The 22,352-nt window shown below is 39.7% G+C and carries 23 protein-coding genes, 3 tRNA genes and 1 pseudogene; 13 read left to right on the top strand and 14 right to left on the bottom strand.

Annotated features, from left to right (window positions below; translation table 11 throughout):
• Nucleotides 1-186 precede the first annotated feature (186 nt).
• The 6 genes from recF to rpmH form a co-directional block, all read right to left on the bottom strand.
• On the bottom strand, nt 187-1,212 hold the full coding sequence (recF, locus tag KA531_01665; protein MBP6005591.1) for a DNA replication and repair protein RecF: 1,026 nt from the start codon (nt 1,210-1,212) through the stop codon (nt 187-189).
• Between the two features lie 161 nt (nt 1,213-1,373).
• A complete protein-coding gene (locus tag KA531_01660) occupies nt 1,374-1,808 on the bottom strand; it encodes a hypothetical protein (protein ID MBP6005590.1) in 435 nt (144 codons plus the stop codon).
• On the bottom strand, nt 1,801-2,574 hold the full coding sequence (locus tag KA531_01655) for a membrane protein insertase YidC (GenBank protein MBP6005589.1): 774 nt from the start codon (nt 2,572-2,574) through the stop codon (nt 1,801-1,803). Before KA531_01655 ends, KA531_01660 begins: the two co-directional genes overlap by 8 nt.
• Nucleotides 2,575-2,577: 3 nt before the next feature.
• A complete protein-coding gene (yidD, locus tag KA531_01650) occupies nt 2,578-2,784 on the bottom strand; it encodes a membrane protein insertion efficiency factor YidD (GenBank protein ID MBP6005588.1) in 207 nt (68 codons plus the stop codon).
• A 4-nt stretch (nt 2,785-2,788) separates the two neighbouring features.
• Nucleotides 2,789-3,160 carry a ribonuclease P protein component gene (gene rnpA, locus KA531_01645; protein ID MBP6005587.1) on the bottom strand — a complete coding sequence of 124 codons (372 nt, stop codon included), beginning with the start codon at nt 3,158-3,160 and terminating at the stop codon, nt 2,789-2,791.
• Nucleotides 3,161-3,171: 11 nt separating this feature from the next.
• The gene (rpmH, locus tag KA531_01640) at nt 3,172-3,306 is read right to left on the bottom strand and encodes a 50S ribosomal protein L34 (GenBank protein MBP6005586.1); all 135 of its coding nucleotides are present in this window, start codon (nt 3,304-3,306) and stop codon (nt 3,172-3,174) included.
• Nucleotides 3,307-3,491: 185 nt separating this feature from the next.
• Here rpmH and dnaA point away from each other — a divergent pair, with 185 nt between their 5' ends.
• The 3 genes from dnaA (at nt 3,492) to KA531_01625 (ending at nt 6,401) form a co-directional block, all read left to right on the top strand.
• Nucleotides 3,492-4,838, top strand: coding sequence for a chromosomal replication initiator protein DnaA (gene dnaA, locus KA531_01635; protein ID MBP6005585.1), 1,347 nt, complete (start codon nt 3,492-3,494; stop codon nt 4,836-4,838).
• 202 nt (nt 4,839-5,040) lie between these two features.
• Nucleotides 5,041-6,138: a DNA polymerase III subunit beta gene (gene dnaN, locus KA531_01630; protein ID MBP6005584.1), complete on the top strand. Its 1,098-nt coding sequence runs from the start codon at nt 5,041-5,043 to the stop codon at nt 6,136-6,138.
• Between the two features lie 170 nt (nt 6,139-6,308).
• Nucleotides 6,309-6,401, top strand: a tRNA-Ser gene (locus KA531_01625).
• Between the two features lie 328 nt (nt 6,402-6,729).
• Here the strand turns inward: KA531_01625 and KA531_01620 are convergent.
• Complete coding sequence (locus KA531_01620; protein MBP6005583.1) at nt 6,730-7,134, bottom strand: hypothetical protein; 405 nt, start codon at nt 7,132-7,134, stop codon at nt 6,730-6,732.
• Nucleotides 7,135-7,161: 27 nt separating this feature from the next.
• Here KA531_01620 and KA531_01615 point away from each other — a divergent pair.
• Nucleotides 7,162-7,238 (top strand) — tRNA-Arg (locus KA531_01615).
• A gap of 12 nt (nt 7,239-7,250) precedes the next feature.
• Nucleotides 7,251-8,264, top strand: coding sequence for a tRNA (adenosine(37)-N6)-threonylcarbamoyltransferase complex transferase subunit TsaD (tsaD, locus tag KA531_01610; GenBank protein ID MBP6005582.1), 1,014 nt, complete (start codon nt 7,251-7,253; stop codon nt 8,262-8,264).
• 12 nt (nt 8,265-8,276) lie between these two features.
• On the opposite strand, the gene KA531_01605 is transcribed toward tsaD, so the two are convergent.
• Together KA531_01605 and KA531_01600 are read right to left on the bottom strand one after the other, a co-directional pair.
• Nucleotides 8,277-9,293, bottom strand: coding sequence for a peptidoglycan bridge formation glycyltransferase FemA/FemB family protein (locus KA531_01605; GenBank protein MBP6005581.1), 1,017 nt, complete (start codon nt 9,291-9,293; stop codon nt 8,277-8,279).
• A gap of 2 nt (nt 9,294-9,295) precedes the next feature.
• Complete coding sequence (locus KA531_01600) at nt 9,296-10,321, bottom strand: peptidoglycan bridge formation glycyltransferase FemA/FemB family protein (protein ID MBP6005580.1); 1,026 nt, start codon at nt 10,319-10,321, stop codon at nt 9,296-9,298.
• 226 nt (nt 10,322-10,547) lie between these two features.
• Here KA531_01600 and KA531_01595 point away from each other — a divergent pair, with 226 nt between their 5' ends.
• The 6 genes from KA531_01595 (at nt 10,548) to KA531_01570 (ending at nt 15,985) form a co-directional block, all read left to right on the top strand.
• Nucleotides 10,548-11,906, top strand: coding sequence for a phosphomannomutase/phosphoglucomutase (locus tag KA531_01595; GenBank protein ID MBP6005579.1), 1,359 nt, complete (start codon nt 10,548-10,550; stop codon nt 11,904-11,906).
• Nucleotides 11,903-12,544 (top strand): nucleotidyltransferase domain-containing protein, encoded by a 642-nt coding sequence (locus KA531_01590; protein ID MBP6005578.1) that lies wholly within the window; start codon nt 11,903-11,905, stop codon nt 12,542-12,544. The genes KA531_01595 and KA531_01590 overlap by 4 nt, the downstream gene beginning before the upstream one ends.
• 61 nt (nt 12,545-12,605) lie before the next feature.
• Complete coding sequence (locus tag KA531_01585) at nt 12,606-12,875, top strand: co-chaperone GroES (GenBank protein MBP6005577.1); 270 nt, start codon at nt 12,606-12,608, stop codon at nt 12,873-12,875.
• 12 nt (nt 12,876-12,887) lie between these two features.
• A complete protein-coding gene (gene groL, locus KA531_01580) occupies nt 12,888-14,516 on the top strand; it encodes a chaperonin GroEL (protein ID MBP6005576.1) in 1,629 nt (542 codons plus the stop codon).
• A gap of 339 nt (nt 14,517-14,855) precedes the next feature.
• The gene (locus KA531_01575; GenBank protein ID MBP6005575.1) at nt 14,856-15,854 is read left to right on the top strand and encodes an SIS domain-containing protein; all 999 of its coding nucleotides are present in this window, start codon (nt 14,856-14,858) and stop codon (nt 15,852-15,854) included.
• A 40-nt stretch (nt 15,855-15,894) separates the two neighbouring features.
• A tRNA-Ser gene (locus tag KA531_01570) sits at nt 15,895-15,985 on the top strand.
• A gap of 187 nt (nt 15,986-16,172) precedes the next feature.
• On the opposite strand, the pseudogene KA531_01565 reads toward KA531_01570, so the two are convergent.
• Nucleotides 16,173-16,337, bottom strand: a pseudogene (locus tag KA531_01565) (IS982 family transposase).
• An 88-nt stretch (nt 16,338-16,425) separates the two neighbouring features.
• Here KA531_01565 and KA531_01560 point away from each other — a divergent pair.
• On the top strand, nt 16,426-18,711 hold the full coding sequence (locus tag KA531_01560; GenBank protein ID MBP6005574.1) for a hypothetical protein: 2,286 nt from the start codon (nt 16,426-16,428) through the stop codon (nt 18,709-18,711).
• Here the strand turns inward: KA531_01560 and KA531_01555 are convergent.
• From KA531_01555 to KA531_01540, 4 genes are all read right to left on the bottom strand, one after another.
• A complete protein-coding gene (locus tag KA531_01555; GenBank protein ID MBP6005573.1) occupies nt 18,613-19,074 on the bottom strand; it encodes a transposase in 462 nt (153 codons plus the stop codon). The genes KA531_01560 and KA531_01555 overlap by 99 nt on opposite strands.
• Nucleotides 19,002-19,265 (bottom strand): hypothetical protein, encoded by a 264-nt coding sequence (locus KA531_01550; protein ID MBP6005572.1) that lies wholly within the window; start codon nt 19,263-19,265, stop codon nt 19,002-19,004. Before KA531_01550 ends, KA531_01555 begins: the two co-directional genes overlap by 73 nt.
• A gap of 346 nt (nt 19,266-19,611) precedes the next feature.
• Entirely contained in the window at nt 19,612-20,061 is a 450-nt protein-coding gene (locus KA531_01545; GenBank protein ID MBP6005571.1) for a ribonuclease HI family protein, read from the bottom strand.
• Nucleotides 20,062-20,642: 581 nt separating this feature from the next.
• The gene (locus KA531_01540) at nt 20,643-21,323 is read right to left on the bottom strand and encodes a ComF family protein (protein MBP6005570.1); all 681 of its coding nucleotides are present in this window, start codon (nt 21,321-21,323) and stop codon (nt 20,643-20,645) included.
• Between the two features lie 271 nt (nt 21,324-21,594).
• On the opposite strand from KA531_01540, the gene KA531_01535 reads away from it, so the two are divergent.
• A partial coding sequence (locus KA531_01535) for a DHH family phosphoesterase (protein ID MBP6005569.1) occupies nt 21,595-22,352 on the top strand: 758 nt, incomplete at its 3' end.

Here is a 22,352-nt window from a genome sequence, read left to right as displayed (position 1 = left end):
TGCTCTTTCAGATTTATACGATATTATTCCTCTGGTCAATCTCAATAATCTCCCCCTTACACCTGAAGTAACTAATAGAAGTCTAAAGATAATATTTATTATTATTCTCAAGCTCTTCGTCCTTTATTCTACCTATGCCATTCTCAATCTTTTGTGCCTCGTGCTGAAAGAGGGGGACAATACTAACTAAAGACTAAGAACGGTAGACTGATCTGTTAACCCTGAAACTGCTTCTGTGGTGGTAATAATCGATTGTTGTCGATCTAAGATAGAAAGTAACTGTCTCCTTCTAAGGTAGTCCAGCTCACTAATCACATCGTCCAGCAAGAATAGAGCGCTCTTATTCAAAGATTGCTCTATATGGACTAATTCTGCTTGCTTCATAGCAAGTATCACCGTTCTGCTTTCTCCCCTACTGGCATAGTCTCCCACTTCTTGCTCATTAATTCTAACCACAAGATCATCGTGATGTACCCCAACCGATGTAGATTGTCTGGTTAAATCTTTTGATAAGCTACTACCTAGCCTTGTCAGGTATTGATCTGGATCAAGTCCAATATTACTATAATACTCAATAGTTAGTATCTCTTTTTGTCCGCTTATCTTTTGATACCAAATTGTTAATTCTTGATTATAATAGTCTACCAACTTAGCTCTTTGTTGATGAATAAACCAACCGTACTCAACCAATTGTAAGTTGTAGGCAAATAGCAAATCTTGGCTGAGTTGTTTTCTCAGGGCATTATTACGTTGTCGGACAACTTTTGTATATTTATTAAGGCTGCTTAGGTAGTAACTGTCCAGCTGACAAAGAATTTGATCTAAATAATTCCTGCGATAACTCGGCCCTAAAAGAAAAAAATTTAGATTGTTGGGCTCAAATAAGATTAGTGGATTAAGCCCAACTAGTTGCCCTGGCTTAATCTCGACACCAGATCTCGTAATAACTTTGCGAGTCTTTGGTTGATAGCTAACCGTGATATCATCCTTATCCCAAATCGCTTGAACCTGATAGCCCTCCCCGTGTTGCCCGACCAGATTTTGATCTTTTGTTCGCCAAGACTTACTCAGGCTTGTCAGATAAATCGCTTCGATTAGATTGGTCTTACCCTTACCATTCTGACCAATAATTACAGTGACTGGTGCGGTAAACTCAAAGCTCAATGATTGATAGCTCCGAAAATTATCAAGTCTTAACCCATGAATCAACATTACTTAACCTAATAAAATTTGTCCTATGCTGATAGTGTGTTGCCCAATACAAGAAGACCTTTGTTGAACATCTTGGCATATTTGGTTAAAAAACCCTTGGCTACCAGAGTAATGCTCCCTATCAAAATTTCTAGTCCGGTCTATCAGCTGATTAATCAGCTTCATTTTTTTGGAATTATCTTGACCCGTTTCAACCTTCCGTCGCCCACGCTTTCGGTCTCTACATCAGCTCTGTCCGCTAACACCATATGAATAATTCTTCTTTCAAAACTATTCATTTCAGACAACACCTTGTCTCTTCCAGTAGCTACCACCTGATCCGCAGCACCCTCTGCCATCATCATCAACTTCTCCTGACGCTCTTTCTTGTAATCATTAATATCCAAGCTTGGTCTGGAGCCTTGCTGATATTCTGACACCTGACCCACTAGATATTCAAGTGCTTTAAGGTTCTCACCATGGCTACCAATCAACCTAGAATCTTCTGTAATAATTTTGAACTCTGGTCTAGTATGCTCAATATAATCTACACTTGCACCAGAATCGAAGATTTTTACAACCCCCCTAAGCCAACCTAAAACCTCTTGATTATTCATTACCCTCCCCTTCCATCTTCCTTACTTCTTTATTTAAAACTAAGTATTGCTGAATAATACTAACAATAGTAGATACTAGCCAGTAAAGTGAGAGTGCTGCTGGTAATCTACTACCAATAAAGATCGTAAAGAGCGGAAAAGCATAGGTCATCCCGCGCATCATATCTTCTTGGGGGCTAGGCTGTTTCTTCTTACTCTCAGATTTAGTACTCGCCTGATTTGTCTGCAGCATCCTAGTCTGGATGAACTGTCCTAATCCTGCCAAAACAGCTAGAGCGATGCTTGGTTTTGTCAGATGAATAAAACCAAGCAGGCTAGGGTCGTACAAAGCAGGATTGTTCTTTAGATCCAATATAAATTGATTGTTTTGTAGTAATCCATAAAGACTACCGAATATCTCACCAAACTCCTTGGAGCTTCTTTGGAAGACAAAGTACAACGAAGCCATAAATGGTAATTGGACTATTGCCATCAAGCAAGACCCTGCTGGATTAACCTCTTGATCTTTATAAAGCTGAGCCAACATAGCCTGCTCTTTTTGGCGGTCTCCCTTGCTTTTTTGCTTAATCTTCCGAATCTCAGGCTGTAACTCTCTAAGCTTCTTTTGGGAGTGTAGTTGCTTACTATTAACTGGCCAAAGTACCAACCTAATAAGAATTGTGACTATTATGACCGCTACACCAAAATCATTGCCGGGCAAGATTGCATATATTAGCATCAGCAGATTGAGCATCGGAACAATTAAAAAATTAAAAAGCTTCTCCATGATTTATTTCCTTCCTTTAAACTGACTACACCCAATAATTCTCTTACCCGTATTAACAGTTGCTTGAAAAAATCCTAGCTCTGAGTATTGCCTTAGACCATACTCGCTACAGGTTTCAGGACTTTGACAAAAACCCAAAGGATACTTAAATCTCATCAGGCCATGGTCTGGAGACAAAGTAGCCTGATAAGCCTTAATCAATCCAATCATTAATCTACTTATTGATATCAACCTGCCCCCCGTCTACATTAAAATCAAGACCCTTACCTAACCCGCCAATGAGATCTCGCCCAATAATCTTTGAGTCAAGCTGGGAGATTTCTTGTTTCACAACTAATACTATATCACAAGAGAGTGGTTGCTCTCTAATAGTTTGCCGGATTTGTTCATAGATTTTTCTTCTGATTCTATTGCGAATTATTGCTTTTTTACTAACCTTTTTACTGACTATTACTGCCCCCCTCGTATTTCGAATCTTAGTCTTGCTAATATAAATATTTGCCCAGACTATATCTACTTTCTTACTCTTTCTCAGGGTTCTCTGAATGGATCCAGAGTCCCTCAGCCTTTGATTTCTGGCAAGCATCTACAAGTAGATTAAACTGTTATTCTCTTTCTTTGTTTATTTCTTCTTCTAGCAAGAATTGCTTTACCCGCACGGGTTGACATCCTCTTAAAGAATCCATGCTTACGCAGGCGTTTACGTTTCTTTGCTCTATAGGTTAGACTCATAACTTGGGTATTATAACTAAAAATCCTAGCAAATACAAGTCTATTTTTTATCCACAATTCTCTCCACATAAAACTTTTTAACCTTATCTACAGATATGAAATTATTTTTACCTGTGGATAAATATCAAAATATTTTGCTTTTCATCCTTGTGGAAAACTACCAAGTACCCTATAATGAGTCTTAAATGGAGGGGCAAAACAATCACAATCTTTCTACCGTTTGGCGACTATGCTTGGGTGAGTTACAGGCTGATCTCAGTAGTAGTCAATACATCTGGCTCAGAAATTCTGACCTAGACTCTTCTGACCCATCTTCATCTAGTTATATCCTGATTCTTAATAGTAGTTTTGCCCAGAAATTTGCAAAAGATAAGTTAAACAATAAAATAGTTGCTGTTCTTAGTAAAAAACTTGGACAAACCAATATCAAGCTTAGCTACCAAACCAGCAACCAAAAACAAAACCCTACTAGCGATATTCTCTTAAACCAAAATCAACCACAAACCCATCTACAAATCAAGACTAATGGGTTACTTGATAAGTATACTTTTGACAATTTTGTGGTTGGGTCAAGCAATAATCTCGCCTATGCTGCCGCTCTTCATGTCTCACAGAACCCAGGTGAGCGCTATAATCCTCTATTTATCTATGGTCCACCCGGCGTTGGTAAGACTCACTTACTCTGGGCAATCAAATCAAGTCTCAAGCAAGCTTTTCCTGATATCAACAGTCATTATATTACTTCTGAAGACTTTACTAATGAATTCATTTCAGCAATCAAGAAAGGACAAAAATTTACCGACAAATACCGCAAGGCTGATTTATTACTAGTAGATGATATGCAATTTATTGCCGGAAAAGATGCCACCCAGGAAGAGTTCTTTCACACCTTCAATGCCCTCTATCATGCCAACAAACAGATTGTCCTGACCTCAGATAGGCCTCCTGGAGAGATTCCGACACTAGAAGAGAGGTTACGTTCAAGATTTGAGGGCGGAATGGTGGCGGATATTCAATTACCAAACTACGAAACCCGCGAAGCAATTGTTAGTAATACGGCAAAATCTACCGAGGTTAGTATTAGTCAAGAGATTATTTCTTTAGTTGCAGAAACGGTCAAATCTAACATTCGCGACCTAGAGGGTGCTGTAAAAAAAATTGGAGCTCATCAATCAATCAAGGAAAGGTCTTTGACTTCTCAGGAAGTATCAATAATACTTGGTGTATCAAACCAAAAAAGACGCCTAAAACCTAGACAGGTCTTAGAACGTGTTGCTGAATACTTTGAAGTATCCGTTAATGATATATTGGGTCAAAAAAGAAGTCGCGAGATTGCCTATCCAAGGCAGATGGCAATGTATCTATTCTATTATGACTTTAATATGAGTTATCCTCAAATCGCTACAATCATTGGTAATCGTGATCACACTACTATACTTTATGGCGTTAAGAAAATCAAAAAACAATTAGATCAAGATCAAGCTGAGATTAAAAGTGATAGAGATACTTTAAAGGAACTTATCAACAACTAATGAACCGCCTTATGGATAACTCCCTACTTATCAACAGCCAGTTGGTTAGTTCTAAACTATTCCACATTGTAACCCCAACAGTTAAACAGTTTTATTCATTCGGTTCTTGTTTGGATAATCCTGGTTGGGTTTTTGTTTATCCAGGTTTTTCACAAAGCCTACTATTACTACTATCTTTATTATTAATTAGAAAGGAAATACTATGAAAATATCCGTATCCCAAAAATTACTAAGTAAGGCACTGATGTCAGTTTCTAGGGTTACTTCTAGTAGATTGAATCTACCCGTGCTTAGTAATATTTTATTTAGAGCAACTGATCAGGGTTTAGTTCTCGAAGCCAGTAACCTGGAAACCTCTATGATTTATGAGTTGGGATGTAAGACGGAGATACCAGGAGACATCTTAGTGCAGGCAAAACTAATTACCGATATCATTAGCAATGTTAAATCTGATAAATTACAGTTAGTGGCTAGTCAAGGGGTTTTGGAAATAGTTAGTGATGGGTTTGATTCTAGGGTGAACTTAGCAAACCCTGAAGATTTTGTAACAATTAGTTTTGATAGAAATATCAAACCCTTGAAATTTAACTCAAAAGAATTATTGGAGGGTTTTCAAAAAACCTCTTTCGCAGCTAGTATTGATCAAAATCATCCGTCGTTATCATCGGTCTATCTTTACAAAAAGGCTGATAATATCGTCCTGGTCTCAACTGACTCATATAGGCTATCTGAATACAAGATTGATTTTGAAGGCCAATTAGATAATGGGATATTGTTACCTATCAATTCTATTGTCGAATTGATGAGGATTATTTCTCAATCAGAGGCAGAAGAGGTTCAGTTGTTTTGTGATGGCAAACAGGCTTTGTTTGTGATTGATGAGATTAGTTTTATTACTAGACTAATTGAAGGAAATTTTCCCGATTATCAGATGATTATTCCTAAGGAGTTAAGTAATCAAGTTAGTCTCAATCGCCAAGAACTGATTGATGCCGTCAAAATGGCAGATGTTTTCTCTCGGGAAAATTCCCATATTATTACCCTACTTTTTAGGGCTGGAAAACTAACGATTAACAGTTCGGATACTCAATATGGACACAACAGCACCGATATCAAGATTAATTATCAGGGTGAAGAGATTAATATCAGCCTGAATGCTAGCTACTTACTACCGTCAATTAAGGCTTTGGATTCTGAAGAGATACAAGTCAATGTTGTTAGTCAAAATGATCCGGTCGTGATAAACGCTTCCCCAATTGATCCTAGGCAGTTGCAATTGATAATGCCCCTAAGATCCTAGAGCGATTTATACTATAGCCCCCGAAAACCAACTTTTGGGATGGATAGGTTGAGGCTGTCTTGCTGTTGATTACTTAGCCATTAACTTATCTATCAAGCTATCTAGAAATTTACCGAAGAGATGCTATAATCTTATAGGACTCTATATCTATAGAGTTTGAATTACTATCTGGAGAGGTACCCAAGTGGCTGAAGGGGCTGGTTTGCTAAACCGGTAGACCGGCGAAAGCTGGTGCGAGGGTTCGAATCCCTCCCTCTCCGCCAGATAGAACCCACAATGGAAAATGACCCCATGGGGTCATTTTTGTTTATTAAATAATAATGATAAAGACCCCCAGCCGTGGAACTGTAAAGTATATTGATATTAAGGTTACTTCCAATGGTCGCGAAGCTGTGATAGAGAGTGATTGGACTACAAAAACCATCGCTTATGATGACATTAGATGAGAATTTGTATTCTCTGGCCAACCCCAACTGACTTTGTGGTTTATTATTTTATGACCACCTGATACAGCTCAGGGAGAGTTGAGTTTTGTTTGTAATACGCAATGTGTTGGGCAGGAGTGCATGTATTGAGCTACTGGCTCTCATCTCATTCTACGGGTAGAACTGATGTGATTATAGTAATTACTTTGTATTGTTGCTCAAGATTGTTGGGTAGATGAATCTCCAAAGGAGCCTTAAAACGCTTTTGATGCTTTAAGACAATTATTTTAGAACCAGTGATGGCAATACTAGTAAAGTTTTGCAAAGGATGGTTGGTCTTATTGATCTCGATTGACTTAGTGGTTAGCTTGTAGCTTATAAGGCTAGGGGGCTTTGTTTGGTTGATTAATATTAGGATTATTATTAAGGAAACGATTATGGAAACTAGCCAGGATTTGAAGAATATTGTGATAGGTAGGCTGATAGTAAGTAGGATTATCCAGAGCCAGAATTGATCCCTGTCAAGTTGGTGATCGACCTTTGTCTTCCAGGTAGTCTTTTCTATTTGCATGATTTAATTATATAATAAGATTTAGATGTACCTGTAGCTCAGTTGGATAGAGCGTTGGATTGCGGTTCCAAAGGTCGGGGGTTCAACTCCCTCCAGGTACACCACTTACCTAGTATATGAGAATATTATCAATAGAAAGCTCTTGTGATGAAACCTCTTTGGCGATCTTAGAGGATGGCTATAAGTTGATCGGTCACTTGGTAGCTAGTCAAAAAACCCACAATCAATATGGGGGCGTCGTCCCAGAAGTAGCCTCTAGGGAGCACTTCTCTATTATTCTGCCTCTTCTAGAGGAGCTACTGGAACAAACTGGGATCGATATGGGTCAGATTGATTATATTGCTGTTACTCGAGGACCCGGACTAATGGGCGCCCTGATCATTGGTAATATGTTTGCTAGAACCCTATCAGAGCTATATTCAATACCCTTGATAGGCGTTAACCATGTTTTGGCACATAGCTTTGTAAATTTTATCAATCCAGCTGGTCCCGAGGCGTGGCCAGAGTTCTCAACTCTCAGTCTGGTAGTTTCAGGTGCTCATACCGATATTCAATTTGTGGATCAAGACTTGAAGCATCAACTGATGGGAGCTACTAGGGATGATGCGGCAGGTGAGGCATTTGATAAGGTCGCTAGGCTAGTGGGTTTTGGCTATCCTGGGGGTGCTAAACTGTCAAACTTTGCCGTAGGGGGTGATAACACTGCTTTTCAGCTACCAAAAGCTCGTTTGGGTAAGGATAGTCTAGAATTTAGCTTCTCGGGGCTTAAAACAGCAGTATTAAGGCTGGTTACCCAACTCAAAGACCAGGGTCAATGGAACGATAATGTTAAACGGGATCTGGCAGCCAGTTTTCAGAAAAATGTAGTAGATACTATAGTTGATAAATTCGAGATCGCTTTTAACCAGACCAAGCCTGCTTCAATTATTCTAGGGGGTGGTGTGATGGCAAATAGTTTACTCAGGGATCAACTGGTTGAAAGGTTTACCGGAAGAAGGGTTAAGGTTTTTTTACCACCAAGAGCACTTTGTACAGATAATGCCGCAATGATTGCTGCTCTTGCCTATCAGATGATAGTGCGCCATATTCCAGTTAATATTGAGATTGATTCAAGTCTTGAAACACTCTAATTAAGTTTAGGATCAATAAAAGATATCTTTCTTGGCTCTGATATAGATTGAATTGTAATACTTAAAGTATTTTTGGTATCGATTATATCTATCGGGGCATAGCGGAACATTGTAGATACCAGCATAGTCAGTAATCTTAGGATTAAACATTGATTTGAATTTGTAAATTGATTCAAATGGGTGGTTGTTATCAAGCTGAGAGGAGTGAGGTGCTCCAACAAAATCATACTTCTCTACTCCCTGGGATCTGAGATATGAGATTGCCTCCCATTGGAGTAAATAAGGAGCCATACTTGAGCGATGATGACCATTTGATCCACCATCTTTGTAATAACCCAGCTTGTCATGATAGATAAAAAACCCTCCAGCAATGATCTGACCCTGATATTTGGCAAAAATAAATGTTCCCTGTTCGGCCTGGTGGTATCTATTCCAGTAGTTTGCAAAATAGGCTTTTGGTCTCAGGAAATAGCCTGCCCGAGATTGAGTAACTGCCATCAGGGCATATAGGGCATCAATCGATTCTCGGATGGGTATTTGGGATTTTTGACTATTGACTATTTCTACTCCCCTTTTGCCAGCTAGGCGGATATTATAACGGGTTTTTTGTTTGAAGCTAGATAGGAGAGCATCTAGAGAATTCGTAGTATCTAGTAAAACCGTTGATGAGAATTGCATATGGGTGTTTTCTTTTTGCCAATCCTCAGGAGCTCCAAAATCAGATTCTAAAACATGCGGGTCAACCCTAAGGATTGCTGGATGTTTGTAATTTGTTCGGATATAATCTCGAACCTGTTGATCAAAAATACCGTACTGGTCTGGCTTAATCACGGGTCCCTTTGGTATTTGGAAAACCGTACCAATCATAGGCAAATCCTTACTAAGCACTAGAATAGGTAGACGATCAAATTCTAGATAAAAAGGCTTCCACCCAGTAGAATGCTTGAATTCAGCCCAAGTAAAGAGCTGTTGAAAGTGCTGATTCTTGAGTCGATGATCGTAGTTTTGAAAAGGAAGTAGTTTGATCATGGTTAAATATTACTATATCGTTTGATTTTTCTGTATAAACTTTCTAAGATTTCAAAAGGTTGATCAAGCCTACTTAGAACAATCTTTTGAGTAGTCATCCTATCAACTACAGTAGGTCCGAAAGATCGCTTGAAAGAATCTACTTGTTCATTAAGTCGCCCATTGAAGTCATAAACTTTTTGACCTCTTTGTTTTGCCCTTAAGATCGCTTGGTATTTTAGATTGTAGTTTGCTCGCAACTTACGACCTTGAGAGTTTACGCCAGCATATAGTTCAAAAGTAATGTTCTTACTATATATATTCCAGAGAAAAGCTATGGGCTTGCTGGTTTTATTATCGATACTAATTAGAATATCAAGATTGTCACAAAGGTTGTTAAGCTGTGATTTATAGTAATCAAAAGTATATAAATTGAATCCTGCCCTTCGGGCTGTTTCTTGATAGATACTATAAATATCTGGATAATATTCGGGGTAATCAAGAAGACTAACTACTGAAGCTTGTTTTGCAGACTTATTAACATTATACCGACAACTGTTAGACATATTGGATCTAAGCTCTTCAATGCTTTTGTTTAGATCAACGATCAAAGTATGATTTGTCAGGACATGACCGGAGTAGGTCTTGGCATATTGTAATAAACTGGGGGGATTCGGATCAGACTCTAGGTTGTTGGGTTCAAGTCTCAAGGATATAACCTTGATTGATTCTAGAAAGTCAATAGTATCCTGGAGTCCAGGTCTAGAAGTTTGGTTTGTGCTTAGCCTATCCACAATCCGTATGGGTCCTCTTGGGACATGACCAAGGAAGTAGCCAGTCTTTGGTATTGGTTTTAATAAGACCTGCATAGCAAGGTTCTCAAGGCGGGAGGCTATTCTGTAGGGTTTCCAGCCAAAATTGGCTTTTTGTTCACCCCAACCCCAAAGCTGCAAGGGGTGATTATCCGGAGAAGATTGGACTAATTGATCCCAATCTTGTTGATTGTCAATTAAATCAAAGCTTCTAGTATGAATCTTGGCGGACTGCATATGTTTTATTATATAGCATATTTATAACCCACAAGACCGGTCTTTTGCTAGGACAACAATCAGCTTTACATTTAACACAACCATGATACAATAGATGAGTAAAACAAAAATGGGTTTCTCTGGTGGTTGTCTACAGAGGTAATCAAAGGGGAAATGACAGTTTGGTGTTGCTTTTTGAACGTGTGGTGTGACATGCGCTACTGTTTCTATTGTCTGGAGGTTTCACGTGAAAATTAATTTTGACGTGTTTAAAAGTTACGATATTCGCGGGCTAGTTGAGGACGTTACTCCTCAACTAGCTTTTTTATTGGGTAAAGCGGGGGCAGATTATTTTTCCCCAGGTGAAATTGTAGTTGGTCGAGATATGCGACCAGAGTCTGAGCAGCTTGCCAACTCACTAGTAAGGGGTCTAGTTACCCAGGGTAGAAATGTTGTAGATATCGGCTTGGTTACAACAGACATGTTGAACTTCTCGATTGCAAGGTTTGGCTACGCTGGAGGATTTATGGTGACGGCTAGCCATAATCCAGGAGTCTACTCGGGCATTAAGATTTCGGGCGGTCTCAAGAATGGCTGCATTACTTCCCTTGGACTAGGTACCGGACTAGAGGCTTTGAGAGACAAGATAGAGCGTCAAGACTTTAAGACCCCTTCTGGATTGACAGGTCAAGTAGAGAGCAAGAGGATACTTGACATCTGGATTGACCATTGTCTTGGACTGGTTGGTAATTTATCGGAGATCAGACTTGGGTATGATTCAGGCAATGGAATGGCCGGGATATTCGTGGATCAACTTAGGCAAAAAACAAAGCTTGACATAGATGCTATTTACCAAGAACTAGATGGAACTTTCCCAAATCACCCCGCATATCCAATGTTACCGCAGAATATGCGGGATCTGGCAGCGTTAGTCAGGGGAAAGGGATTAGATTTGGGGGTCGGATTCGATGGTGATGGAGATAGGGCCTTTTTTGTTGATAGTCTTGGTGATTTTGTTGATGGTAATCTGACTGCAATTGTTTTGGTATTGGCACTTAGGGACAGGTATCCAGATAAGAAGCTTAGGCTGGTACATGGGATTAGAATATCACGAAATGTTCTAGATCTAGCCAGGCGTTTGGGGATTGAGCTAATTATTAGTAAGGCGGGCTACCTTTCTATTCGCGAAGCTATGCTAAAACATCACGCTGATCTAGGGATAGAGTCATCTGGACATTACTATTTTGCTGATAACTATATGATAGACAGCGGACTTCTGACCATGCTTAAAGTCATTAAGTATCTGGAAGAAAAAGCCACCCATCTATCAGAGATCAGGAAGCGTTTTATAGTTTATCATAGCTCTGGTGAGATAAACTTAGAGATAGTAAATAAAAATCAAGCACTGGATGCACTTAAGGATAAATATTCGGATAGTCGGCTTAGCTTTCTGGACGGGATTAGTATTGATGAGGGGGATTGGTGGGCCAATATTCGTCCATCAAATACAGAGCCATATCTGAGAATTAATCTAGAGTCCAAAAGCCAGGAGCTGACGGAAGGGGTTTTGGCCGAATTAGTTAACTTTATCGAGGGTCAATCTTGAATAGTGCCCCCAGTCAGGATTTACTAGCTAGAGCAAATCAGTACCAGTCAATATTGAGCAGGTTGCCTTGGGTTCGAGCAATTCTGGTCACTGGAAGTGTTGCCTCCAATAGTGCCTCTAGGGATAGCGATATTGATTTGGTTGTTTTGTCTGATCCAAACAGGGCCTACCTAACCAAGGGTTGGTTTATGTTCGTATTTAGTTTGTTAAGACTTCGAGAGAATCATCAAAATAAGTCAGGAAGATTTAGCTTGGGTACAATTATCTCCATAGACTTTAGTGCCTGGCAGATTAAGCTCAGCCCTTCATTAGAATATACAAAAATTAATCTAGCTAGAATGGTGCCAATCTATGGACGCAGTGATTGGGAGCAAGTTCTGTCCACGGATCCAGTGTCTGATCAGTTTACAGTTGATTCGGGTCATAAGAATCCTATCAATCTGAAGTATAAACAGGCGTGGAGACAAACAGGGGCTAGGATATTGGACGGAATCGACTACCTGGGGTATCGATTGCATCACTATAAGACCTTTGCTCAGACAAAAAACATATCAGTCAGGTCATATACTATAGTCGAAAGAGATTTATTGAGTCTACATGCCATTTCGAGAGTTCTTGACAAAACAGATATAGAATAATACACTCTAATTAGCACTCGTAGACAAGGAGTGCTAGAAATTTAATCATGAAGGAGAGTAGATGTCTAAAGTTTCATTAAAACCTCTAGCAGACAGGGTGGTGCTTGAAAAGATTGAAGTTACTACTAAGTCACCAGCAGGAATAATTCTGCCAGAAAATGCTCAAGAAAAAACTGAACAGGGCAAGGTATTAGCTATCGGTACGGGTGTCAAAGAGGTGAAGGTGGGTCAAATTGTTTTGTACAGCCAATATGGACCAACCAGCTATAAGATTGATGGACAAGAGATTCTTCTATTAAAAGAAGAAGACGTATTAGCAGTAGTAGAGTAAAGGAGATAATAAATGGCAAAAGACATTACAATTAGTGAAGATGCTAGAAGAAAACTAAAAGCCGGTGTAGACAAACTAGCCGATACAGTTAAGGTTACTTTGGGTCCAAAGGGACGCAATGTGGTCTTGAGCAAGAAGTATGGCAGTCCAGTGATCACCAATGATGGAGTGACAATTGCAAAAGAGATAGAACTCGAAGATCCATATGAAGATATGGGTGCTCAAATAGTCAAAGAAGTTGCATCTAAGACCAATGATATTGCAGGTGATGGTACTACTACAGCAACAGTATTAGCCCAAGCTTTGATAGACGAAGGACTGAAGAATGTAGCCGCTGGTGCCAACCCTGTAGCAATTCGTCGAGGGATAGAAAAAGCGACCAAGGGCTTAGTAATTGAGCTCGATAAGCTTGCTAGTCCAGTTAAGGGTAGTGGTGTAGCCAACGTAGCTAGTATTTCCGCAGGTAGTGAAGAAGTGGGAAATTTGATTGCTGAAGTCATCGGCAAGATTGGTGCAAATGGAGTAATTACCGTAGAAGAGTCTCAGACCTTAGGCCTAGAAAGCGAGATCGTCGAAGGCATGCAGTTTGATCGAGGGTTTGTCAGTCCTTACATGGTGACAGATACTGCCAGAATGGAGGCTATATATGATAATCCTTTGATTTTGATTACCGATAAGAAAGTTTCATCGATTAATGACGTCTTGCCACTGCTTGAAAAGTTGGCTCAGTCTGGCAAGAAAGAGTTGGTGATTATAGCTGAGGATATTGATGGTGAAGCCTTGACTACTTTTGTCCTAAACAAATTGCGGGGAACATTTAGTGTCCTGGGCATCAAGGCTCCAGCCTTCGGCGATAGAAGAAAAGAGATTTTGGCAGATATTGCTGCTTTGACCGGTGGACAAGTGATCACTGATGATTTAGGTCTTTCTCTAGAGAATACCGAAGTAGAGATGCTTGGTGAAGCACGTAAAGTAGTAGCTACCAAGGATAATGCTACTATCGTCGATGGCAAAGGTGATCCAGAGCAAATCAAGCAGAGAGTAGATCAAATCAAAGCCCAAATTCCAAACACTAGCAGTGATTATGAGCGTGAAAAACTTGAAGAACGCTTAGCAAAACTAGAGAGTGGAGTAGCAGTGATTAAGGTAGGTGCAGCGACTGAAGTGGAGCTCAAGGAGAAGAAGCACCGGATCGAAGATGCTGTAGCTTCTACTAAGGCAGCTGTAGCTGAGGGGATAGTTCCTGGTGGGGGTGCTACTTTGATTAAAGTAGCTACCACTATTAATCCAGAAGATTATGACGATGAGGAAGCCGTCGGTGCCATGATTGTCAAGAAGGCTCTTGAAGCACCCGTCAGACAGATTGCTCATAATGCTGGGATTACTGATATTGCTCTAATCTTAGATGCAATTATTGGGTCTAAGGATGGTAATACAGGCTGGGATTTTGCTAAGAATCAAAAGGCCGATATGCTCAAGGTTGGGATCATTGATCCAGTCAAGGTGACCAAGAGTGCGCTAATCAATGCTAGTAGTGCGGCATCAATGCTTCTGACTACTGAAGCAGCTGTAGTAGATTTACCCGAGAAGGAAGAAGCAATGCCAGGTGGTGGTATGCCCGGTGGCATGCCAATGATGTAGGGGACTAGTTAGATACCAAGAAAGTTTCTACAGATTCAAAGATAAGATAATAGCCTCTTGATTGTTGCAACTATTAATTATGGACAAGCTTGCATCGGTTTAATTCTTGGCTTCAGAATTTCCTCCTCAATTCCGCCATCTCCCAAACTTCAACCTGCATGTAGTAATCTTGCAAATTTCTCCCATTCTCAATCTCGTCATATTCCAAAATCCTGGAAGGATTCATGGGGATCTAGCAGTCTGCATTAGCCGAATTCACTAGGGGAATTACAGTATGGTCTAGGCTTCAAAGGCAATATGAGATTTATATAGAGAAGTTTTGCATGCTATACTCTGGGTATGGATATATTTACTATGATCGATTCTCAGCCAGCCCAGCTGAGGCAGGACTATTTTCGGGCAAAATCATCAGACAAGGTCGAGGGTATCACTCGAGTAGTGGTCGCTGGTATGGGGGGTTCCGCCCTGGGAGCGGAAATAGTCAAGGAAGCCTTTAGGAATACTTTGCGAGTACCTCTGGAGATATCTAGGGGGTATAGTGTATCAGAGATGCTCGATGAACACACGCTCTTCATCGCTAGTAGTTATTCAGGTAATACCGAAGAGACATTGGCTTGCCTAGAGCAAGCGATCAGGCTAAACACCCAGTTGGCAGTAATTACCAGTGGTGGTAAGTTGCTTGAGGAGGCAGATCAAAGAGGGATTGATATTGCGAGATTAGCACCAGACTTCCAGCCAAGGCTGGCAGTATTTGCCAACCTCAAAGCCCTTATGGAGATATTGGATTATTATGATCTACTGGAATTCCCTGATATTGACCGGGAATTACTAGATCTAGCCAATTGGCTAGATGTCCATAAGGCACAATTTAGCTTAGACAATACCGGTGATAACCAGGTAAAAGATTTGGCAAGCAAATTGGTCGGGAAGACTCCTTTGATTTATAGTAGTAGTAATTTACAGAGCGCTGGGTATAAGTGGAAGATTGATATCAACGAGAATGCCAAAAATCTAGCCTTCTATAATTATTACCCAGAGCTCAACCATAATGAGATGAACGGTTGGATCCTGCCAGAGAGCAAGGATAATGTTGTGGTTGTCCAATTATCATCAAATCTTGATAATGGTAGGAATCTTCAGAGAATGCATCTGATGCCAAAATTGCTTGAGTCACATGGGTTCAAACATTATGGCTTCAAGGCACCAGGACAGACCTATCTCCAGCAACTATTCATGACAATTCTAGCTGGAGATTATCTGAGTGCATATTTAGCTGAGCTTAACCATGTCGATGCCATAGCAGTTGAGTTGGTGGAGAAGTTTAAAGCTCAGTTGTAATTATCCATTTATCCTTTAATTTTTGTTATAATAGTGTGGTGGAGAGGTGGCCGAGTGGTCGAAGGCGCACGCTTGGAAAGCGTGTAAACGGGTCTACCGTTTCCAGGGTTCGAACCCCTGTCTCTCCGCCAGATAAATATGATCCCCGGAATGACTACAAGAGAAATAGGTAATATTCTCCAAGGGGGCTTATGCTGTAGCTTGATACCAGGTACTTATTGATTGGGAAAAAAGCACCATTCAGCTTGAAGGATACTCAGCTCTTGTTGATGACTGAAGCACGGCCCTAAGTAACCTCAGCCCGACATAACTAAACAGCTAAATAACCCCAGCCAACAGCCTCTCTTTCTTCTTGGTTAGCTTAAGCTGTGGTTTGATGGATCTAAGTTGATAGGCTGTTAGTCCTGCTAGTAGGTTGACTATAAAGTTGATTGGGCTGCGGTGTCTATTATGCTCTATTTGAGAGATATTCTTGAGCTGGTCATTATACTGTGTCCAGGACAAGAACCGGACACTTTAAATTACATTTTATAAATATTAACATATAATATAACCATGAAAGAACAATCCGATGCATGAGACAATCACTGATCAAGGGGATATAGACCTAAGGAATTCAGAGAGTAGTATACAGCAAGAACTGGATTTCTATAATAGAGTCAGAGAATATTTTATGGCACTATCTCATCTTGAAGATCAAGATCAAAGAGGTGAATTAGAATTAGATGCTGTAGAGTTTGTTCTAGAAGAGGTTAATTCAAAAGGTTATGACATCCTACCCGTATTTAAAACTTTACTCAACTTATCCATTGAGACCTGGAATCAATTAAGAAGTAATATCAAGGGGGATCAATACTCAGAATCATCATATTTAGATATTCTAGACAAGATAGACCAAAAATATCTGCCCCTTATCTCTTTATTTTATCTTAAATACTCAGGAGAGTATCTGCAGGATATCGAGATGAGATTGAGATTAAAGATTGGTATTGAAACTGCCTCCCAAATCTATCAAGGCTGCAAGGAAGCAGGGAGGCTATATGATGTAGTTAATAATCTTACTGAATTCCTCGAAGCCGATCCCAGTCTCGCACCCACAATCTATCAAGACTTCAAGAGGTCAAATATAATCAATCTTGGTATTGCAACGACTCTTCAGCCATACTTGCATGAGAGACAAGGCGCAGAAGGAGAATATATCTTAGAAGATATGTTGATATTAAATGCTATTAAAGCTAAAGCACCTAACTTGAGAAATTATTTAGAGAAGTTTATTAGGTTATCTAATCATACTCAGTCTTCAGATAGAAAGATTATCAACCCAAGATCTCCATTGGGTAAGTTTTTAAAAACCGAGCTGCTGGATATGTCCCCCGCTACCTATTCTCAGCTATTTGTTCCATTAATGCCAGGATTGGATAATCTTGATGAGAAAGAGCCAAACAGTCAAGCATCCAGGATACAAGTTTTGTTGGCCTCACTTGGTGGACTGGATGCAATAAAAGGTAAGAGTAGACTAACAAAACAATGTAACGCAATTATTGAGACTGCCAGATCTGCACTTTTAAAATCAATATCTGGTATTCCCTTAGGGGAGGCTGAGAGAATGGTCTTAGAAATAGAATACGGAATGGATACTATAGCTAATGCTCTGAGGTTAAGAAGAGGTCAATGGGCCCTTAGTATTAGTAATGAGGAGCTAAGAAGATTATTATTAGCTAATGAAACTGAAGCAAGCCAAATATTTCATAGGGAAGTAGCCAAAACTAAAGCAAATAGGGCGGATACCACTATCCCTGAAGATGCAGGCTTGGAAATATCCTCCTTGGTAGCAAGCCTATTACAAGCTATCAATATCAACAAACAGGGACTTAATAGCCCAAATATCCTGGCAGTGGAACTAGATGATTTAAGGCAAGAAATTCTAACTAGTGATATCTGGATAAATGATCAAGTTGCACAAGATATATCAAATATCAATATTGATACATCAGACAAGCTGCAACAACTAAATAGTATAGTGCTTATCGGAGAACTCTCTTGTTATGCTAATCAAGAGCAGATGCAAAAACTTAGAGCTTTATTATTAGCTACATACATTCATACAGAACATATTCCCGAAGGTATAAGATCAATCATTGATAGTATTAAAGATGATAATCAATCTTTGACTTTGGGTATCGATCAAACTATAGCTCTTGTAGATTTTTTACGTCATAATATCTTGCAAGAATTTTGGGGAATAGGGGTAGCGGGTGAAAATAAATGGATTAATGAAGATGTACTTAAATTTCCAAGGTATGACAAGTGGTATCAAGAATATCTTAATAATAAGGGTAGTATAGTGGGCACAGAAGAAATTGGTTTCATACAAAACTCATCTTTATTTATGAGAACTGTGGCAGGCGCAATTGGAGATGCATGTTACTCCTCATCTGGCAATATTGTTCCAGAATCTGCTCAGGTGGTAACAATGGTAGAGACCAAAACAAATAAAGTATTAGGCAATTTTTTATTACTGGATACGGCGACAACTACAGAAGAGGGGATTAGAATACCTCTCAAAGTATTGCGAGCAGTCAATCCTCTTGTTTCTACTCTTAGTAGATATGATGTGGATAGTATTGTAGAGACAATTATCTCAGTTTCTAAAGATGCGCTTCCGGAAGGGTATCAACTAGGCGTGATTATTGACCCTAAATCAAACCTAGCTACTACCAATCGAGAAGCTGTATTACGAGTATTTAAAGATATGATCCTAGAAGGAAAAGTAGCTATTGAACCTTGTAGAATTACCGGTAAGAGCGTTGTTTTCAATAAGTATCAATCTGATGATAGAGTTCACATAGTTTCTTAATGCAGCTAAGTAGGGAATATTCTTTGCAGGATTTAGTTTAACCCCAGCCAACAGCCTCTCTTTCTTCTTGGTTAGCTTAAGCTGTGGTTTGATGGATCTAAGTTGATAGGCTGTTAGTCCTGCTAGTAGGTTGACTATAAAGTTGATTGGGCTGCGGTGTCTATTATGCTCTATTTGAGAGATATTCTTGAGCTGGTCATTGATAGTCTCGACAATACCTCTCTTTCTAAGTACTAACTTCTCCCAGGGAGGCATTAGCTGATTTTTCATGTTTTTCTTGATGCCAGTTACTAGTTTGATTCCCTTATCAAGTAGTCTCTGAAACAGCTCCTTTGATACATATCCTCTATCAGAGAATAGGATACTATCTCACCCTTGTGATTAACTATGAGATGAAGCTTGAAGCCAAAGAACCAACCTATACTAGGCTTACCTCTCTTAGCTAAACCCCCAAATACCTTATGCCTCCATATCCTTCGATTATTACAGGCCTTGATTGATGTAGGGTCAATAAAGTTAATCCCCTTTCCAGACCCAAGTAGACTGGCTAACAAGAAGAACAGAGGAACTAAGGCATTCTGCTTTAGTTCTAGAAGCCTAGTATAGCTGACTAGTCTTGGGAAATCTGATCTGTGATACTTTCCAATACAGTGGTTATAGTAGCTCTTAAAGGTACGATTAGGCCAATATATGTGTCTCCTTTGTTTTTAATTTGTATATGACTAGATAATAGCAGGACTTACCTCCTGTTATCTAGGCGAATTCAGGGGAGACTCTTATGTCGAGCTGGGGTTGGGTAGGATTCATTAATTAAATAGCTGGAACTTGGTAACACACCTTACCATCCGGGTGAAAAAAGATTGGCAAGAAACTCACTACTTGTAGAAAGGCATTAGCCTGCTATAGTCCAAGCCCTAGTTTTTCATCCAGGCAGCTATTGCAGAGTCGATCAGCCTCAGATATATAGGGATTATTACGAGATACATGCAGGTATTCGACAGATTCAAAAGCTAGTGAGGCAAACATAGTCTGGCGATAAAGATACTTGAGGGCTTGATCTTTGATCCTCCATTGTTTATTGAGCTGATTGATCATGATTTGACTATCTGAATAGATTTTTATTCTCCAACGAGTATACTCTAGTGCCACATCTAGGGCACATTGTAAGGCACGATACTCTGCTTGGTTGTTGGTAATATCTCCGAAGTACTGGGCATCTCGGTAGATGACACTGCCATTGACCAAGAAAACAAATCCACCGGAGCCCTTGCCTGGATTGCCCCTGCTAGCTCCATCTGTATAGATTTCTAGTAAATCATTTCTACCAACCACTTGTTGGGATTTTTTCATTATTATTAAAAAGATTAAATTAAAAGGTTAATCCTATTATATAGCAACCTCAACTCAAAACCAAATCCAAAATAACAGCTATCTTTAGTAGTTTCTGTCCCGGATCCTTCTATCCCCATCTTTGAATTTTTCAACCCTCCCGTATGGGGCAAAAGTGGAGATTCAGAGCTAAAAATACCTGGTCAGTCTTAATTATCACGGTTGTTTCGTTCTGATATATTTGGACATCGGAAGCCCTGCTTCAAGCACGACGAATACAAATACAAAATGCTGGTTTCCCGTATTGTTCTCCGGACAATCAGAGGATGACACTTTATGTCATTATCTGAGTTTTGTAGCCCCCTTCTCGTCACCCCTGACCCCCATACCCTCTTGTCGTCTTTCAAATTTCTGCAAGAAATTATGGAAGATCTAGCATTCTGCATCAACTAACTATCCAAATCTCAATAGAAGGGTAGATCTCTCATAAACCCTTCGGGTTTCGGAGGATGAAAAAGTAAAAAGATTAATATAAAAGTCTAGAGATGACAATACGGAAGAGTATTCAGGTGACAAAAAACAGGTGTGTGAAAATTAGTTTGTCAATCAAGCCTGTGGGCAAAGACCAGTCCTGATACCTGTAAACCATATCTAGATAAAGTCTTAGCAGCCTCCTGTAGGGTTGCTCCAGAGGTCAAGACATCATCGATTATCAACACTCGAAGACCGGTCAAATTGGCTGAGCTCATCTTGGGCACTAACTCAAAGCTACCATTTATCGCTCTTACCCTATCAGTTCTATTTAGACCCACGAGCTCATAATTATTGACCCTATTGAGCAGCGGGATGATTGGTAGGCCAGAACTAGTCGATAGGCTGTGACTAATAGTTCTTACAATATTGCTACCCCGCAAGCGAAGCTTCTGCTTACTACTCGGTATATAACTAATCAGGTCAAAATCTTGCCAGAAGACTGGCGTTAATCGGTCAAGTATTAACTGACCTATTAGCCTTGGGGCATTTGGATTAAGCTGATACTTGGCCGCATAGACCAGTCTCTTTGTAGGGTCATCAAATTGGTAACAAGCCTTGAGTGAGAGCAGCGTCGAATTGATCTGACAGCTACTACAATAGCCTGGAGGTGATTGGGGTTTTTTGCATTTAAAACAGATTTCTGGGTGAGCCTTTAGCTTAAGTTGACAACCTAAACAAAGTAATTCGCCCTCAGAATCACAAGATAGACAGCTATCAGGAAATAGCCAGGTGATAATATCGCTTAGCATAAATTTAATATATTAAATAATAGTTATTTTTATCTTATACTTAGTCATGTGTTTAAGCAAATCTTCACAAATAGTCACCAAGATACTGCAGAGATAAGCATACAGAGGGATGCCTAAGAGGCAAGGTGACACCGTACAAATCGATATCTTTAGGTTATAATATAGATAACTGTAGTTTTTTGTATCACCAAAAGTGGTTGAGGTGTCACCTCGAAGTGCATTCCTTGGCTTATTATTGTAAAATATAGGTTAATGTGGTATGGTAAGACGGATGAATCAGGTACAGCAAGATAGGGTAAAGCCCATCAATCCTAAACAGCAAATCAATACGCTTTTGGCCGAGGCTAATAATATCTTGGTAGTTACTGCTAAAAACCCCAACAATGACCAGATAGCGGGTGTGGTAGCATTTGAGAATGTGATGCGTAAGGTCGGTAAGACCAGTCTAGTGGTAGTGACTGATCCGTTGCCAAAGGTGGCAGAGGTCATTAATACTGATAATATTGCTACCTCACCAGAGAGTTCTAGAGAATTGATTATTAGCCTGAAGCTCGATGATCATCATTTGCAAAGATTGCATTACAAGCTCGAGGATGGAAGATTGTTAATCAGTGTGATGCCAGATCAGGGTCAGATAGATCCAGAGACCATAGAATACAAGTATGGTACCTTTAATTTTGATTTAGTAGTCGCCTTAGGGGTTAGTGATTTTTCAAAAATTGATAGATTGCAAGAAAAATATCCGACAATATTTGATGGCTACCATTTGATCAACATTGACTATCATAGAAATAATACCAATTACGGTAGTATTAATTTTGTAGACCAAAGAGCAAGTAGTGTTTCGGAGATCCTAGTAGCATTATTTGAATCAATGGGTCAAAATTTACTAGACTCAGGTGTAGCTACCGGATTGTTTGCGGGTATTATTAGTAATACCAATCGTTTCTGCAATACTCAGACTACCGCCAAGAGCATGACTGTAGCCGCTCAAATGTTGGCTGCTGGAGCCGATCAGCAAGCCGTAGT

The sequence above is a fragment of the Candidatus Saccharibacteria bacterium genome (assembly GCA_017983775.1).
In the GTDB taxonomy this organism is placed as follows: Bacteria; Patescibacteriota; Saccharimonadia; order JAGOAT01; family JAGOAT01; genus JAGOAT01.
This window is presented reverse-complemented; position numbering and strand designations above follow the sequence as displayed.